This is a genomic window from Stenotrophomonas sp. Steno-C18 (genome assembly GCF_056393195.1).
Window position 1 is genome coordinate 40452 of the sequence record NZ_JBWJOX010000010.1, and the last position, 15659, is coordinate 56110.

14 protein-coding genes are annotated in these 15659 nt (G+C 67.9%); 6 read left to right on the top strand and 8 right to left on the bottom strand.

The features are described 5' to 3' along the window. Positions 1–24: 24 nt before the first annotated feature. From AC06FE_RS17310 to AC06FE_RS17320, 3 genes are all read right to left on the bottom strand, one after another. Positions 25–2232 carry a TonB-dependent hemoglobin/transferrin/lactoferrin family receptor gene (locus AC06FE_RS17310; protein WP_478073743.1) on the bottom strand — a complete coding sequence of 736 codons (2208 nt, stop codon included), beginning with the start codon at positions 2230–2232 and terminating at the stop codon, positions 25–27. Between the two features lie 162 nt (positions 2233–2394). After that, a complete protein-coding gene (gene hemP, locus AC06FE_RS17315) occupies positions 2395–2589 on the bottom strand; it encodes a hemin uptake protein HemP (RefSeq protein ID WP_132864964.1) in 195 nt (64 codons plus the stop codon). Between the two features lie 186 nt (positions 2590–2775). Continuing rightward, entirely contained in the window at positions 2776–3747 is a 972-nt protein-coding gene (locus tag AC06FE_RS17320) for a potassium channel beta subunit family protein (RefSeq protein ID WP_478073744.1), read from the bottom strand. A gap of 199 nt (positions 3748–3946) precedes the next feature. On the opposite strand from AC06FE_RS17320, the gene AC06FE_RS17325 reads away from it, so the two are divergent. From AC06FE_RS17325 to dusB, 3 genes are all read left to right on the top strand, one after another. Then, complete coding sequence (locus AC06FE_RS17325) at positions 3947–5245, top strand: NupC/NupG family nucleoside CNT transporter (protein ID WP_132864966.1); 1299 nt, start codon at positions 3947–3949, stop codon at positions 5243–5245. 30 nt (positions 5246–5275) lie between these two features. Further along, positions 5276–6229: a ribokinase gene (locus AC06FE_RS17330; protein ID WP_132864967.1), complete on the top strand. Its 954-nt coding sequence runs from the start codon at positions 5276–5278 to the stop codon at positions 6227–6229. A 93-nt stretch (positions 6230–6322) separates the two neighbouring features. Further along, a complete protein-coding gene (gene dusB / locus AC06FE_RS17335; RefSeq protein WP_323438227.1) occupies positions 6323–7321 on the top strand; it encodes a tRNA dihydrouridine synthase DusB in 999 nt (332 codons plus the stop codon). A 101-nt stretch (positions 7322–7422) separates the two neighbouring features. Here the strand turns inward: dusB and proP are convergent, their stop codons facing one another. The 4 genes from proP to AC06FE_RS17355 all read right to left on the bottom strand — a co-directional run bounded on the left by proP (position 7423) and on the right by AC06FE_RS17355 (position 11901). Then, on the bottom strand, positions 7423–8952 hold the full coding sequence (gene proP / locus AC06FE_RS17340; protein ID WP_132864969.1) for a glycine betaine/L-proline transporter ProP: 1530 nt from the start codon (positions 8950–8952) through the stop codon (positions 7423–7425). 309 nt (positions 8953–9261) lie between these two features. After that, a complete protein-coding gene (locus AC06FE_RS17345; RefSeq protein ID WP_478073745.1) occupies positions 9262–9669 on the bottom strand; it encodes a ribosomal maturation YjgA family protein in 408 nt (135 codons plus the stop codon). Continuing rightward, complete coding sequence (locus tag AC06FE_RS17350; protein ID WP_132864971.1) at positions 9666–10220, bottom strand: DUF3228 family protein; 555 nt, start codon at positions 10218–10220, stop codon at positions 9666–9668. Before AC06FE_RS17350 ends, AC06FE_RS17345 begins: the two co-directional genes overlap by 4 nt. Positions 10221–10287: 67 nt before the next feature. Further along, positions 10288–11901: an APC family permease gene (locus AC06FE_RS17355; RefSeq protein WP_132864972.1), complete on the bottom strand. Its 1614-nt coding sequence runs from the start codon at positions 11899–11901 to the stop codon at positions 10288–10290. 326 nt (positions 11902–12227) lie between these two features. Between AC06FE_RS17355 and AC06FE_RS17360 the strand changes: the two genes are divergently transcribed. The 3 genes from AC06FE_RS17360 to AC06FE_RS17370 all read left to right on the top strand — a co-directional run bounded on the left by AC06FE_RS17360 (position 12228) and on the right by AC06FE_RS17370 (position 14573). Further along, the gene (locus tag AC06FE_RS17360) at positions 12228–12980 is read left to right on the top strand and encodes a COG4705 family protein (RefSeq protein WP_478073746.1); all 753 of its coding nucleotides are present in this window, start codon (positions 12228–12230) and stop codon (positions 12978–12980) included. An 86-nt stretch (positions 12981–13066) separates the two neighbouring features. Continuing rightward, positions 13067–13897 carry a methylenetetrahydrofolate reductase [NAD(P)H] gene (gene metF / locus AC06FE_RS17365; RefSeq protein ID WP_192286669.1) on the top strand — a complete coding sequence of 277 codons (831 nt, stop codon included), beginning with the start codon at positions 13067–13069 and terminating at the stop codon, positions 13895–13897. A gap of 55 nt (positions 13898–13952) precedes the next feature. Next, positions 13953–14573: a DUF4124 domain-containing protein gene (locus AC06FE_RS17370; protein ID WP_132864975.1), complete on the top strand. Its 621-nt coding sequence runs from the start codon at positions 13953–13955 to the stop codon at positions 14571–14573. On the opposite strand, the gene AC06FE_RS17375 is transcribed toward AC06FE_RS17370, so the two are convergent. Then, a complete protein-coding gene (locus AC06FE_RS17375; RefSeq protein ID WP_313252682.1) occupies positions 14563–15516 on the bottom strand; it encodes a Nudix family hydrolase in 954 nt (317 codons plus the stop codon). The genes AC06FE_RS17370 and AC06FE_RS17375 overlap by 11 nt on opposite strands. Positions 15517–15659: the final 143 nt, after the last annotated feature.

The following is a 15659-nucleotide window of genomic DNA, read 5'->3' on the forward strand; positions in this document are numbered from 1 at the left end:
AGGAACCGGCCTGAAGCGGGAGGGTTACCAGGACACGGCAAGGCTTGCCGACACCGTGCGCCCCGGGTTGCTGAAGCGGTCGACCACCGTGCTGCCGGTGGCCAGCGTGGAGGTGATGCCGGACCAGTCGATGTAGTTGCGGTCGCCCAGGTTGAACACGCCGACGTTGAACGTGGCCCCCGGTGCAAACTGCCAATGCGCCATCAGGTCGAGCACACCGTAGCCGGCCGGGCGGTAGGTGGCGGCACTGGCAACGCGGTCCTTGCGGCGCGCGAACGTGCCGGCCAGCTCCACGCCCCATGCCTGGCGGTCGTACATCAGGCCCAGCGTGCCGCGCAGCGGGTCGACCGAATCCAGCGGCACGTCCTCGGTACGGTTCTGGCCATGCGACCAGGCCACCGCGCTGCGCAGCGACCAGCCATCCAGCGCGGTGCTGAGCTGGCCGAAGTCCACGCCGGCCTTGAGCTCGGCGCCGTAGATGCGCGCCTCGGAAATGTTCTGCGACTGGAACACCATCAGCCCCTGTGCATTGGTGCCGACGAAGCGCTGCGACTCGATGAAGTCCTTGTAGTCGTTCCAGTAGCCGCTGACGCTGACGTAGGCCACCGGTGCGATGTAGCGCAGGCCCAACTCGACGCCATTGCTGGTTTCCGGCTTGAGGTCCGGGTTGGGGATGGCCGTGTAACCGAACATCACGTTGGTGAAGCCCAGGTTGACGTCGTTGTACGGCGGCGAACGGAAACCGTGCGAATAGCCGGCGAACAGCGACCACTGCTCATCGAAGCGCCACACCATGCCCAGCTTCGGCGAGACGCTGGTCTTGGTGAGCGAAGCCACCGCCATGTCCGGGTTGTCCTCGCGGAAGATGCTGTCCAGCTCCGGCGTGAGCCGATAGTGGTCCACGCGCAGGCCCGGGACCAGCGACAGGCGACCGTCGGCCATGCGCATTTCATCCTGCACGTACAGGCCGAGCTCGGTGGTCTTGCTGACCGGGAAATCACGCACCGGGAACACGTCCGGCAGGATCGTGCTGCTGACCGCGCCGGTCGCCGACACCTGGTAGCCATCGCGCTTCTGGCGGATTTCGGTCCATGCGCCATCGAAGCCCCAGGTCAACGCGTGCTCGATGCCGTTGCCCTGCAGCGTCTTGTTGAACTGTGCCTGTGCGCCGTAGACGCGCTGGTCGAAGTTGAACTGGCGGTGTCGACGGCTGCCGTTGGTGCGGCCCTCATCGGTGACCTGGGTGGTCTCGCTGTCCTGGCGGTACACCTGCCAGCTCAGGCTGTCGGCGAATGCCGCGTCCACCGCATCCATCTCGTGCGCGAACGACACGCGGGCGCGGGTCTGCTTGTCATGCGCGGTCATGTCGGTGGTGGTGCGCGCCGACGGCGTCGGGTGGGTGTCGTTGACCGCCGAGAAGACATCGGTATCGGTGATGTCCTCGTTGCCCTCCACGGTCAACCGGAAGCGCTGGCTTTGATCCGGCGCGTAGACCAGCTTGGACAGCACGCTGCGGCCATCGCGCTCCTGCGGATTGGCGGCGGTGCGCGTGTAGTCCTGGCTGCGCACGGTGCCCTTGTTTTCGGTTTCCTGGCCCTGGCGGTGGTTGACGTTGACCATGCCACTCCAGTGCTCGCCACCGAAGGCGGTGGTCACGCTGCCGAGCAGGCCTTTCCAGTCCCCGTCGTAACCGAACTTCAGGCCGACGTAGCTGTCCTTGCCGTCCTTCAGGTAGTCCGCCGGGTCCTTGGTGACGAAGGCGACCACGCCACCGAGTGCATCGGAGCCATACAGCGAACTGGCCGGGCCACGCACGATCTCGACCCGCTTGAGGGTCTCCAGGTCGGTGAAGTCGCGGTTGGCACTGGCGAAGCTGCCGATCAGGAAGCTCTTGGGCATGCTGATGCCATCGGTCTGGATCAGCACGCGGTTGCCGTCCAGGCCGCGGATACGGAAGCCGCCCAGGCCGAAGCGGGTCGCGCTGCGGGTCACCGAGATGCCCGGCTCGTAGCGGACCAGGTCGCCGATGTCATGCACCAGTTGCCGGTCCAGCTGCTCGCGGTCGATCACGTCCACCGTGGCCGCCACGTCGCTGACCGCGCGCTCGGTGCGGGTCGCGGTGACCTGGACGCGGTCGAAGTCGCGGGTGGCGGCGGGCGCGCTCGCACTTTCGGCATGCGCGGAAGGCAACACCGCCCACAGGGCGGCGCTCAACAGGGTTGGACGGATCATGGGAACCTGGAGGCGTTCGGGAAACAGAACCTTGGCGATGCGACCGGATTGCCAGGCAATCCGGTCGCGGCCAAGGGGGAGAGAGAGGTGGATCGGGCCGGCCGGGCGTGGGAGGGGAACGCCGCCGGCAGGCGGGCGGCGGCAGGCCGCCGCGACCAAGGCTTACTTGGTGAGGATCAACTTGTCGTTGCTGGTATGGCGCAGGCGATAGAACTTGTCGCCGTGCTGGATGACGATTTCACGCTGGCCCTTGAGCAGGGCGCCGCTGTCGATGACGCCCTCGGGCGACAACAGCTGCACCGGACGCTGCGGCAGGTGGAGGGTGCGGGGACGGAGCAGGACAGGCTGGGCGGACATCATCGTGGTTCCGTGCTGGGGACGGAGTTGATGATAATGATTCTCAATACCAATGCAAGACCCATTCTCAAAAACTTTCCAGAGAATGGCAGCGACGGACACCTCGCCCTTCCCGCGACGCCCCGGCCGCAACCGGGACGCCTTGCGTTTCATTGAAGGTCTACGGCGGCACCAGACCCGCCAGGGTCAGGCGAAGATCGCCTCGATACGCTGCCAGGCGGCCTCGTCCACGCGTTCCAGCACGTCCAGCGCGCGCAGGTTCTCCTCCAGCTGCGACACCCGGCTGGAGCCCAGGATCACGCTCGATACCTGCCGGTTGCGCAGGCACCAGGCGATGGCCAGCTGCGCGGGCGACTCGCCCAGCTCCGCCGCCACGGCGCTGAAGCGGCGCACCTTGCCCAGCCGGTCGTCGGCCGGCTCGCCCAGCACCGCATCCTGCAACCAGCCCAGCGACGGCTGGCCGAGCCGCGAATCGGCGGCGATGCCGTCGTTGTACTTGCCGGTCAGCAGGCCGGAGGCCAGCGGCGACCAGATGGTGGTACCCAACCCGGCATCGGCGTACAGCGGCGCGTACTCGCGCTCGACCCGCTGGCGGTGCAACAGGTTGTACTGCGGCTGTTCCATGCTCGGCGCATACAGGTGGTTGGCGCGGGCGAAGGCCACCGCCTCGGCGATCTGCGCGCCCGACCATTCGGAAGTACCCCAGTACAGCACCTTGCCCTGCCGGACCAACGTGTCCATGGCCAGCACGGTCTCGCTGATCGGGGTCTCCGGGTCCGGGCGGTGGCAGTAGTACAGGTCCAGGTAGTCCACCCGCAGGCGCTTGAGCGCGGCGTGGCAGGCGTCGGTGACGTGCTTGCGCGACAGCCCGCGCTGGGTGGGCGCCGGCTCCTCGGCCGAACCGAAGAACACCTTGCTGGACACGCAATAGCCATCGCGCGGCAGGCGCAGGTCGGCGATCACGTCCCCCATCACCTGCTCGGCGCGGCCCTTGGCATAGCCCTCGGCGTTGTCGAAGAAGTTGACGCCGTTGTCCCAGGCCGCGGCGATCAGGTTGCGGGACTCATCCCGGCCGATCTGGCTGCCGAAGGTCACCCACGCACCGAAGGACAGTGCGGAAAGCTGCAGGCCGGATGACCCGAGGCGACGGTATTGCATGGCTGGCTCCTGGTTTGCGGTCCGCGGCTGGCGCAGACGGGGGGCCAGTGTAACCGCCGGCCCCCACCCGGCAGGGCCCCGGACCTTGCCGATACCGGCGCAATCGCGGCCGTTGGGCGCATATGGGCCAGTGATTCTTGCTCGGCATAGGCCGCTGCACTAGGCTTGCGTCTTTTGCGGGCATGCCCGGGGATTCATCATGGTCGAAGGTTTGGGCAGGATCGGCTTCGGCCTGTTCGGCTTGGCGGTGCTGCTCGGCATCGCCTGGCTGTTTTCCAACAACAAGAAGGCGGTGGACTGGAAGCTGATCGGCACGGGCATCACCCTGCAGGTCGCCTTCGCCGCGCTGGTGCTGCTGGTCCCCGGCGGCCGTGACGTGTTCGACTGGCTGGGCCAGGGCTTCGTCAAGATCCTGAGCTTCGTCAATGAAGGCTCCAACTTCATTTTCGGCAGCCTGATGGACGTGCCCAAGTACGGCTTCATCTTCGCCTTCCAGGTGCTGCCGACCATCATCTTCTTCTCGGCGCTGATGGGCGTGATGTACCACCTGGGCGTGATGCAGGCCATCGTCAAGGTCATGGCCTGGGCCATCACCAAGGTGATGCGCGTGTCCGGCGCCGAGACCACCAGCGTCTGCGCCAGCGTGTTCATCGGCCAGACCGAGGCGCCGCTGACCGTGCGCCCGTACATCTCCAAGATGACCCAGTCCGAGCTGATCACCATGATGATCGGCGGCATGGCCCACATCGCCGGCGGCGTGCTGGCGGCCTACGTGGGCATGCTCGGCGGCGGCGACCCGGTCGCCCAGGCCTTCTACGCCAAGCACCTGCTGGCCGCCTCGATCATGGCCGCTCCGGCCACGCTGGTGATCGCCAAGCTGCTGGTGCCGGAAACCGGCACCCCGCTGACCCGTGGCACGGTGAAGATGGAAGTGGAGAAGACCTCCTCCAACATCATCGATGCCGCCGCCGGCGGCGCGGCCGACGGCCTCAAGCTGGCCCTGAACATCGGCGCCATGCTGCTGGCCTTCATCGCCCTGATCGCCCTGCTCAACGCCCCGCTGACCTGGCTGGGCGAGGTCACCGGCCTGGCCGGCGCACTCGGCAAGCCGACCAACCTGGCCACCATCTTCGGCTACGTGCTGGCCCCGATCGCCTGGGTCATCGGCACCCCATGGGCCGACGCCACCACGGTCGGCTCGCTGATCGGCCAGAAGCTGGTGATCAACGAGTTCGTGGCCTACATGGACCTGTCCAAGATCATCAACGGCCAGGTGCCGGGCGTGTCGCTGAGCGCCGAAGGCAGCCTGATCGCCACCTATGCACTGTGCGGCTTCGCCAACTTCAGCTCGATTGCCATCCAGCTGGGCGGCATTGGCGGCCTGGCCCCGGACCGCCGCCAGGATCTGGCCAAGTTCGGCCTGCGTGCCGTGCTGGGCGGCACCATCGCCACCCTGATGACCGCTACCATCGCCGGCGTGCTGACCCATTTCGGCTGATCCATCAGCCACCTTAGAGACGTAGATTCCATGAGTTCTGTTGTCGTTGCCGGTTCCTTCAATGTCGACCACGTCTGGCGCTGCGATGCCCTGCCCGCGCCGGGGGCGACCATTGCCGGTCGTTACAGCACCGGTCCCGGTGGCAAGGGCTTCAACCAGGCCGTCGCCGCGCGCCGTGCCGGCGCCGCCACCCACTTCCTCTGCGCGCTCGGCGATGACGCAGGCGGTGCCCTGGCCCGCCAGCTGGCCGGCGCCGACGGCATCGAACTGGTGGCCGAGGCCAGCAGCGAACCGACCGGCACCGCGGGCATCTACGTCGACGCCCGCGGCCGCAACTCGATCGTGATCGGCGCTGGCGCCAACGCTTCGCTGAGCCAGACGTTCATGGAGGCCAACGCCGCCCTGATCGGTGGCGCTAAGGTGTTGCTGGCGCAGCTGGAATCGCCGGTAGAGTCAATCGAGAAGGCGCTGGGCCTGGCCCGCGAGGCCGGCGTACTGACCATGCTCAACGCCGCCCCGGCCAACGCGCATTCGACCATCGGCCTGCTCAAGCTGGCCGATGTGCTGACCCCGAATGAAACCGAGTTCGCCGCCCTGCTCGGCCGCCATGTCGGCGAGCGCGTGGAGGCCGACGACGTGGCCGCGCTGGACGGTGCCAGCCTGCACGCGCTGTGCCGCAAGCTGTCCGGCAACACCGTGGTGGTGACACTCGGCGCGGTGGGCGTGTTCGTCTCGCACGACGAGGACCGCCTGCGTGGCGACGCCCAGCCGTACTACCGCGTGGCCGCCGAGTCGGTGCAGGTGGTGGACACCACCGGTGCCGGCGATGCCTTCAACGGTGCCCTGGCCGCCTCGCTGGCCCATGCCCCGGAAGCGGCCTTCATCAAGCACGTACGCTTCGCCAACCAGTACGCCGCCCGTTCCACCGAGCACGAGGGCGCCGCCCTGTCGATGCCGCGCATGACCCCGGCCGACGCGGCCTGAGTCATCGCTCCCCGCTGGACCCGCTGACGGCCCGGTAACGGGCCGTCATGCCGTTCAGGCACCGCCCCGCAGCCGGGCAACTAGAATACGCAGATGCAGATCGGCCCCTACACCATCGCCCCGAACGTGGTGCTCGCCCCCATGGCGGGCGTCACCGACAAACCGTTCCGCCAGCTGTGCAAGCGGCTGGGCGCAGGCTTGGCCGCATCGGAAATGACCATCAGCGACCCACGCTTCTGGAACACCCGCAAGTCCATTCACCGCATGGACCATGCCGGCGAGCCGGCACCGATCAGCGTGCAGATCGCCGGCACCGAGCCGCAACAGCTGGCCGAGGCGGCTCGCTACAACGTCGACCACGGCGCGCAGATCATCGACATCAACATGGGCTGCCCGGCCAAGAAGGTCTGCAACGCCTGGGCCGGTTCGGCGTTGATGCGCGACGAGGCGCTGGTGGCGCGCATCCTCGACGCGGTGGTCAAGGCCGTCGAGGTGCCGGTGACGCTGAAGATCCGTACCGGCTGGTGCGCCGAGGTGCGCAACGCGCCGACCATCGCGCGCATCGCCGAGGACAGCGGCATCGCCGCGCTGGCCGTGCACGGCCGCACCCGCGACCAGCATTACACCGGCGTGGCCGAGTACGACACCATCGCCGGCATCAAGGCGATGCTGCGCATCCCGGTGCTGGCCAACGGCGACATCGATTCACCCCGGAAGGCCGAGCAGGTGCTCAGGCACACTGGCGCCGACGCGGTGATGGTCGGCCGCGCCGCGCAGGGCCGGCCGTGGATCTTCCGCGAGATCGCGCATTACCTGGCGACCGGCGAGCAGTTGCCGCCGCCGTCGCTGCAGGAAGTACGCGACATCCTGATCGGCCACCTCAACGACCTGCACGCCTTCTACGGCGAGCCGCAGGGCGTGCGCATCGCGCGCAAGCACCTGGGTTGGTACGCCAAGGACCGCCCCGAGAACGCGGCGTTCCGCGCCGTGGTCAATGCCGCCGAAAGCGCCGAGGCGCAGCTGCGGCTCACCGGCGACTATTTCGACGCCCTGATCGCCGGTGAAGTGCCGGCGCTTTCACCGGCTGCCTGAGCGGCAGGCGGCAAACCCGAAGCATGATCCCGGTAGCGGTTCCATAGGCGGCACCAGGAACGCAACGCCCGCCGTAATGGCGGGCGTTGTGGTTCAGGACCTCACACCAGATCCGGATGCCGGTCCACCAGCACCTGCTTGCGTTGCTGCAGGTCGTCGATCTTCGCCTGCAGCCCCTCGATCTGTACATCCAGGTCGCCGACGCTGGCCTCGATGTGATCGTAGGCCTGCTGCAGCAGCTCGCGCGCCTCGCGGCGGCTGGAGGCATTGGGCGTATCCCCGCGCAACGGGCGGTTGGCGGTCTCGCGCATCAGCCAGGCCGTGAGCAGCCCCACGAGCGCCACCGCCATCAGGTAGTAGGCCGGCATCATCAAGTCGCCGGTGACCTCCACCAGCCAGGCGGCCGCGGTCGGGGTCACACCGCAGATGATCACCGAGATGTTGAACGCCGTGGCCAGCGCGCTGTAACGCACGCGGGTCGGGAACATCGCAGGCAAGGTTGAAGCCATCACGCCGATCAGGCAGTTCAGCAGCACCGCCAGCAACAACAGGCCCACGAAGATCAGGCCGATGTTGCCGCTGGTGATCAGGTGGAAGGCCGGCACCGCACCCACCAGCAGGCCGAGGCTGCCGGCGGCGATGAACGGACGACGGCCGACGCGGTCGCTGGCCCACCCCACCACCGGCTGCACGAACAGCATGCCGATCATCACCACGATGATGATCAGCACGCCGTGGTCCTCGGAGTAGTGCAGGTTGTGCGACAGGTAGGTCGGCATGTACGTCAGCAGCATGTAGTAGGTGACGTTGGTGACCAGCACGATGCCCACGCAGGCCAGCAACGAGCGCCAGTACCTGCCCACGATCTCCTTGAAGGAAATGCGCGGGGCGCTGCCCACCGCATCCTGGTCTTCCTTCTCCATGCGCTCCAGCTGCTCGGTGAAGGCCGGCGTTTCCTCGGCGGCGTGACGCAGGTACAGGCCGATCAGGCCCAGCGGCGCGGCCAGGAAGAACGGCACGCGCCAGCCCCATTCCAGGAAGCGCGCTTCGCCAAGGATGCTGCTCAGCACCACCACCACGCCGGCGCCGAGCACGAAGCCGGCGATCGAGCCGAAGTCCAGCCAGCTGCTGAGGAAGCCGCGCTTGCGGTCCGGCGCGAACTCGGCGACGAACACCGCCGCGCCGGTGTACTCGCCACCTACCGAGAAGCCCTGCGCCAGCTTGCACAGCAACAGCAGGATCGGCGCGAGCAGGCCGATGCTGTCGTACGAGGGGATCAGGCCAATGCAGAACGTGCTGACCGCCATCAGGATGATGGTGGCCGACAGCACCTTCTGCCGCCCGAACCGGTCACCCATCACGCCGAAGAACACGCCGCCCAGCGGACGCACCAGGAATGGCACCGAGAACGTCGCCAGCGCGGCGATGGTCTGCACGCTGGGCGAGGCTTCCGGGAAGAACACCTTGCCAAGTGCAAAGGCGACAAAACCGTAGACACCGAAATCAAACCACTCCATCGCGTTGCCCAACGCGGCGGCGGTGACGGCTTTCTTGACTTTGCCCTTGTCGATGACGGTGATGTCGTCGATCTGGAGCGGTTCATTGCGAATAGTGGAATCACCTGCAGACATACAGGACCAGTCCTCCCGTTACTGAGTGGGATACGTGCAGGCCCGGGCACGGAACGTCCGGCGCAGGCCGTGATGCGCACGAGTGAATGACCCGCGGCATGCGGCCACGGGAACGGTCGGGGACAGAAAGAACCGGGAACCAGGCCCGGAAAGGCGGAATGCCAGCTGTCCGGATGGCCGGGAGACAATTCCCCTGCGCGGTGCGCGCCGGCCATCAAGCTGGACTACTTTACGCCAGTGCCCGTTAAGCGCATCTAAAGGTCGCCCCGACGCGCATTCATGCAATACAGGGACGCGAAACTGCGGCGATCAGCGCCGAACCAACACCACCACCCCGGCCGTTGCAAGGCAGCCGACCGCATAACAGGCCACGTCTGCCCACGAGAACGTATTGCCGATCACCGTGTACATCAGGTCACCGCGCACGAATCCCAGCCGCTCGGCGACGGTGAAATACTGCGCGAACTCGATGCTGCAGGCGAAGGCGAACACCGCCAGCAGCAGTGCCAGGTCGTTGACCCGCACCACGCTGCGTACCGCCGCGTAGATCAGCACCACGACCAGCACGTCCCCCAGGTAGGCGCGGATCCATGACACATGCGGCAGGCGCATGGCGATGATCACTTCCAGCGCGAACAGCAGCAACGCCAGCAGGAAGAAGCCCGCGCTGAAACGCAACGACGACGCCCGACGCGCCCGCGGCAGGCCGGTACTCATCGCCAGTTCGCGTTGTCTTCCCAGAACGCGACGGCGCGCTGGTACGCGGCGCGGTCGATCGGCACGCCCGAGCCACCCTCCTCCACGCCCAATGCGTTGCGCATCATCGTGATCGGCGCCATCGGGATCTCTTCCGGCGTGGCCGTGTACAGGCAACCGACCACGCCCCAGTCGGCTTCGATCGGCGCGCCTTCCTTCTGCAACTGCTCGCGGCTGTACAGGATCACCACCAGGTACTCGGCCACTGGCGGTTCGACGCCCTCGAACCAGCGCACCAGCACCGGCAGTTCCTCGCGCGTGCGTGCTTCATAGCCCGAACGCAGCAGGTGGCGGTTGTCGTCGGTGACCGGCACCGTCAGGCAGCGCGTGCCGGTCCAGTTGCGGTACACGTGCAGCTTGCAGAACGGCGCATAGCCGTCCAGCACGCGTTCGGCCGCGTGCGTGTTCAGGTGCTGCTCGAATTCCTCGGCGGTGCAGTCACGGATGGTGTTGGGGCGCGGCGTGCGCGGGAACAGGCGGGTACGGGCGAAGGGCGTGAGGAAGATCGACATGGGCGAACCTGTGGAAAGCTGCGCCCATTGTCGGTGATACGACCACGCCGCGGGGACACCCGCCAGCTCAACCGTGTGCGCGTGCCTCGTGCTCGGCGACTTCCACCGAGGGCGTGCGCCAGCCCGACTTCACGCCCCACACGTAGAACACGATGCCGATCGCGGCCACCAGCACCAGGTCCCAGCCGTACGGCAGCAGGCCCCGCCCACCGAAGGTGGTGCTGCCCAGCCACGACACCAGCGCCAGCATCGGCAGGTAGCAGACCAGCCACAGCGCGCCCTTGAACTGGCGGCCGAAGTCATGCCAGCCGATCTTGCGCTGGTAATGGAAGTACACCGGCAGCGCCACCACCATCAGCAGGATGATCTGCCCGGTCAGCGGCCAGCGCGCCCAGTACAGCAGCTCGGTGGCCATCACGAATGCCACCCCGGCCAGCAACGGCAGCGCGAGCACGCGCAGCGGCCGGTGCAGGCCCGGCGCGGTGCGACGCAGCGACATCGCGCTGATCGGACCGGTCATGTACGAGATCACCGTCGCCACCGAGATCACCGCCGCCAGCGTGCCCCAGCCGCGGAAGAAGAACAGGAACAGGAACGACACCGCCAGGTTCACCCACATCGCCGGGCGTGGCACGCCCCAGCGCGGATGGATGCGCCCCAGTGCCTGCGGCGCGGTGCCGTTCTGCTGCATGCCGTAGAGCATGCGCGCAGTGGTGGCGGTATAGGTCATGCCGGTGCCGCTGGGGCTGACGAAGGCATCGACGTACAGCAGCATCGCCAGCCACTGCAGGTTGGCCAGCAACGCCAGCTGCGCGAACGGCGAACGGAAATCGACACCGTGCCAGCCGGCCTTTTCCAGCATCTGCGGCGGTACCGCACCGAGGTAGGCCACCTGCAGCAACACATAGACCACGGTGGCCAGCAGGATCGATCCCACCACCGCCATCGGGATGCTGCGCCCCGGGTTGCGCGCTTCACCGGCCAGGTTCACCGGGCTCTGGAAGCCATTGAAGCTGAAGACGATGCCGGCCGTCGCGATCGCGGTCAGCACCGCGGCGAAATCCAGCGTCGGGCTGCCGGCCCCGTGCAGCCCCACCGAGAAATTCTCGTGGTGGAAGCCACTGGCGATCAGTGCCACCGCGGTCAGGGTCGGCACCACCAGCTTGAACACGGTGATGGCGCTGTTGGAGCGCGCGAACAGCTTCACGCTCCAGAAGTTGATCAGGAAGTAGACCACCACCAGCACCGCCGAGATCAGCAGGCCCGCCGTGGTCAGCTCGCCATGCCCGTCGGGCATCTGCACGTACATGTCCTGGGCCCATTGCCACGGCCACGACGCCATGTACTGCACCGAGGCCTCGGCCTCGACCGGGATCACCGAGACGATGGCGATCCAGTTCGCCCAGGCGGCGATGAAACCCACCAGCGACCCGTGCGAGTAGTGGCTGTAGCGCACCATGCCGCCGGACTCGGGGAACATCGCGCCCAGCTCGGCATAGGTCAGGGCGATGGTCAGGATGATCGCCGCGCCCAGGATCCATGCCCAGATCGCCCCCGGGCCCGCCAGCCCCGCCGCGCGCCAGGCGCCGAACAGCCACCCCGAACCGATGATCGAGCCCAGGCCGGTCAGCATCAGGGCAATGGGGCCGACGTCGCGGCGGATGGCACTGGACGTGTTCATGCGGGTTCCAGGGAAACTGCAGTGGCAACGGAAAGGAAGGTCGATCATCGCAAAGCCCGGCCGGCAGACACCTGCCATCGGTCGTGGTCAGCCAGCTACCGCCACAACCGGCACAACCGGTGAACCCGGGCAGCGCAGTCATGCGCCTGTCCGGGACGCAATGCAAGCCGAAGCCGCCGACCGGGGGCGCTCCGGAGAGGGCCGGGCCGCGCGCCCGACGCCCCGGATGCCGGCAACTGGCCGGTGCATGAACAGCCGCCTCGGCTACGACGCGGCTCCGACACGCTCGCTCCGAAGGTAGGCCATCCCCGTCCATGACCCGCGCCATGTCGACCACGCACACGCTCAGCAAGGTCCCCGCCGTCACCCTCGGTTTCTGGCTGATCAAGATCCTCGCCACCACGCTGGGCGAGGTCGGCGGCGACGCGGTCACCCTGTCGATGGCGCTGGGCTATCTGGTCGGTACCGCGCTGTTTGCCGGCGTGTTCGTCATCGCGGTCAGTGCGCAGATCCGCAGCCGCGACTTCCAGCCCTGGCTGTACTGGTTCGCCATCGTCGCCAGCACCACCGTGGGCACCACCCTGGCCGACTACGTCGACCGCTCGCTGGGCATCGGCTACAGCGGTGGCAGCGCGCTGCTGCTGGCCCTGCTGTTGGCCACGCTGTGGCTGTGGAAACGCAGCACCGGCAGCATCGCGGTGGCCAGCATCACCCAACCGCGCAGTGAGTTCTTCTACTGGCTGACCATCACCTTCTCGCAGACCCTGGGCACCGCGCTGGGCGACTGGGCCGCCGATACCCAGGGACTGGGGTATGGCGGTGGCATCGCCATGTTCGGCGGCCTGCTGGCACTGGTCGCGGCGCTGTACCTGACCACCCGCACCTCGCGCACCGCCCTGTTCTGGACGGCCTTCATCCTGACCCGACCGCTGGGCGCGGTGGTCGGCGACTTCCTGGACAAGCCACTGGACCACGGTGGCCTGGCCCTGAGCCGCTACGCCGGCACGGCGGTGCTGCTGGTCGCCATCGTCGCCTGCATCGCGCTGCTGCCACAGCGGGCCGCGCGGCGCGCGCACTGATCCGGGGCGGTCACGCCTGAAACATTTGCACATCCATCTTGATGGAGAGATATAATCGCTCGCATTCGTCATGCCCGGCCCCCTCCATGACCGCGATCAGCTTCGAGTTCTACCCCCCCAAGACCGACGACCAGCGCGCCCAGCTGGACCGCACCGCCGCCAAGCTCAAGGGCCACGCGCCCGAGTACGTGTCCTGTACCTTCGGGGCGGGCGGTTCGACGCTGAGCTACACCTCCGAGACGGTGCGCCACCTCAACCAGCACCATGGCTTCCAGGCGGCGCCGCACCTGTCCTGCGTCGGCGGCACCCGCGAGGAGATCCGCGAGCTGCTCAAGCTGTACCGCGCCATCGGCGTCAAGCGCCTGGTCGCGCTGCGCGGCGACCTGCCCTCGGGCATGGGTTTCCCCGGTGACCTGCGCTACGCCTCCGAGCTGATCGCCTTCATCCGCGCCGAGCATGGCGACGCCTTCCGCATCGAGGTCGGCGCCTACCCGGAGACGCACCCGCAGGCCAACGATGCCCTGGCCGACCTGCGCCACTTCAAGACCAAGATCGATGCCGGCGCCGATGCCGCCATCACCCAGTACTTCTACAACGCCGATGCCTACTTCCATTTCGTCGACGCGGTGACCCGGCTCGGCGTGGACGTGCCGATCATTCCCGGTGTCATGCCGATCTCCAACTTCAGCCAGCTGCGCCGCTTCTCCGAGCAGTGCGGCGCCGAGATCCCGCGCTGGATCAGCAAGCGCATGCAGGCCTATGGCGACGACGCCGAGTCGGTGCGCGCGTTTGGCGCCGACGTGGTCGCTTCGCTGTGCGAGCGCCTGATCGCCGGCGGCGCACCGTCGCTGCACTTCTACACGCTCAACCTGGCCAAGCCGACCAACGCGGTACTGCAGCGCCTCGAGCGCGGCTGAGCCGGCCCACACCGCATCACTTCCGGCCTGCGGGGGCAGTGGTTACCCTTGCCGGATGCGCACCGTCCTGCTCCTGCTGCTCAGCTGCCTCGCCCTGCCTGCCATCGAGGCACCCGCACAGCAGATCAACCGCTGCACCAACCCGCAGGGCCAGACCGTGTACGGCGACAAGCCCTGCGAAGTGATGGGTGCCCGCGCGCGGCTGTTGCCGCCCGCACGGGCGGCCGGCAGCAGCGGCCTGTACCGCGACAGCTGCGCGCGGCGCTTGAGCGAAGTGGTCGGCATCATCCAGTCGGCCGCCGACGCCCGCGACCCCAACCGGCTGTCCGGCATCTACCTGTGGACGGGCCTGTCCAACGAGGCTGCTACGCGGGTGATGGACCGCCTGGATGACATCGTGCAGCGCCCGCTGGTGGACATCGCGCCGGTGTTCCCGGAAGCCCCTGCCTACGCGCCGGCACCCACGCAACCGTTCACCTATGCCGACGGCACCCCGGTCGACCCTGCCGATGGCAGCGCCGAGGCCCCGGTCGAACACCTGCTCACCAACGTGCAGTACACACCGCGCAGGCCCATCGGCCTGCGCCTGGAGCAGACCCTGCCACGCAGCAGCACCCCGAGCCGCACCGTGTTCCGGCTGCGTCGTCAGTACAACTGCTTCTGGATCACGCTGTAAGCACGGCCGGCCACAGCGAACGGATCGCCGCCACGCCCAAGGCGCCATGCTGGCGCGCGGCCTGCACGTCGGCCGCCGCCAGTCCGCCGATCGCATAGATCGGCAATGACACCTGCTCGCGCAGGCGTTCGAACGCCTCCCAGCCCAGCGGCGTCGCATCGGGGTGGGTCGCGGTGGCCCGTACCGGGCCGAGCACCGCAAAGTCGCAGCCCAGTCGTTGCGCGGCCTGCAACTGCGCCAGGTCGTGGCAGGACGCGGCCACCGGCAGCGTCGCCGGCAGTGGGCGCGCCTCCAACGCCAGCAGCTGCTCGCCGCCCAGGTGCACGCCAACCCCCAGCTCCTGCGCCAGGGCGATGTCGCGGTTGATCAGCAGTTCCAGATCCCGCCCGAAGCGCTGCACCGCGCTGCGGGCCAGTGCCTGGCGATCGGCGGCCACCGGCGTGCGTAGCTGGACCCGGCGGATGCCGGAAGCCACGGCGGCCTCGATGCCGGCCAGCCAGGCCGCGTCGCCGTGCAGCGGCTCGGGCGTGACCAGGTAGCACTCCGGCTGGCGCAGCGCCGCCACCACCGGCAGGTCCGCCGGCGGCATCGAGTAGCGCCCCAGCTTGTCCGGCGTCACCCACGTGATCGCCTGCCCTTCGCGGCCGCGCGCCGTCCCTTTCCATTGCCGCACCATGCGCACTTCCAGGCGCAGGCGCTTGTCCGGGTAGAGCTGCGGCACCTCCATCACCCACTCGCCCACCTCGGCCTCGATGCCCAGCTCTTCGTGCAGCTCACGCGCCAACGCCTGCTCGGAGGTTTCGCCGGGTTCGCGCTTGCCACCGGGGAACTCCCACAGGCCGGCCATGTCGCTGTTGCCGGTGCGGCGGTTGAGCAGGATGCGGCCGCGCGCATCGACAATGACGGCGGCCACGACGTGGATTGAACGCAGGGGGGAATTCATGCCACGAGCATGCCGAACAAGCGCCCGCACGCGCAACGGGAACCGTGCGCCACGATCCGGATTCGAGACATCGAACCCAGCCGCGGGAGCGACCACGGCCGCGAAGCACGGCAGCCCGCCGCACCGAAATCCCCGGCGGTCAC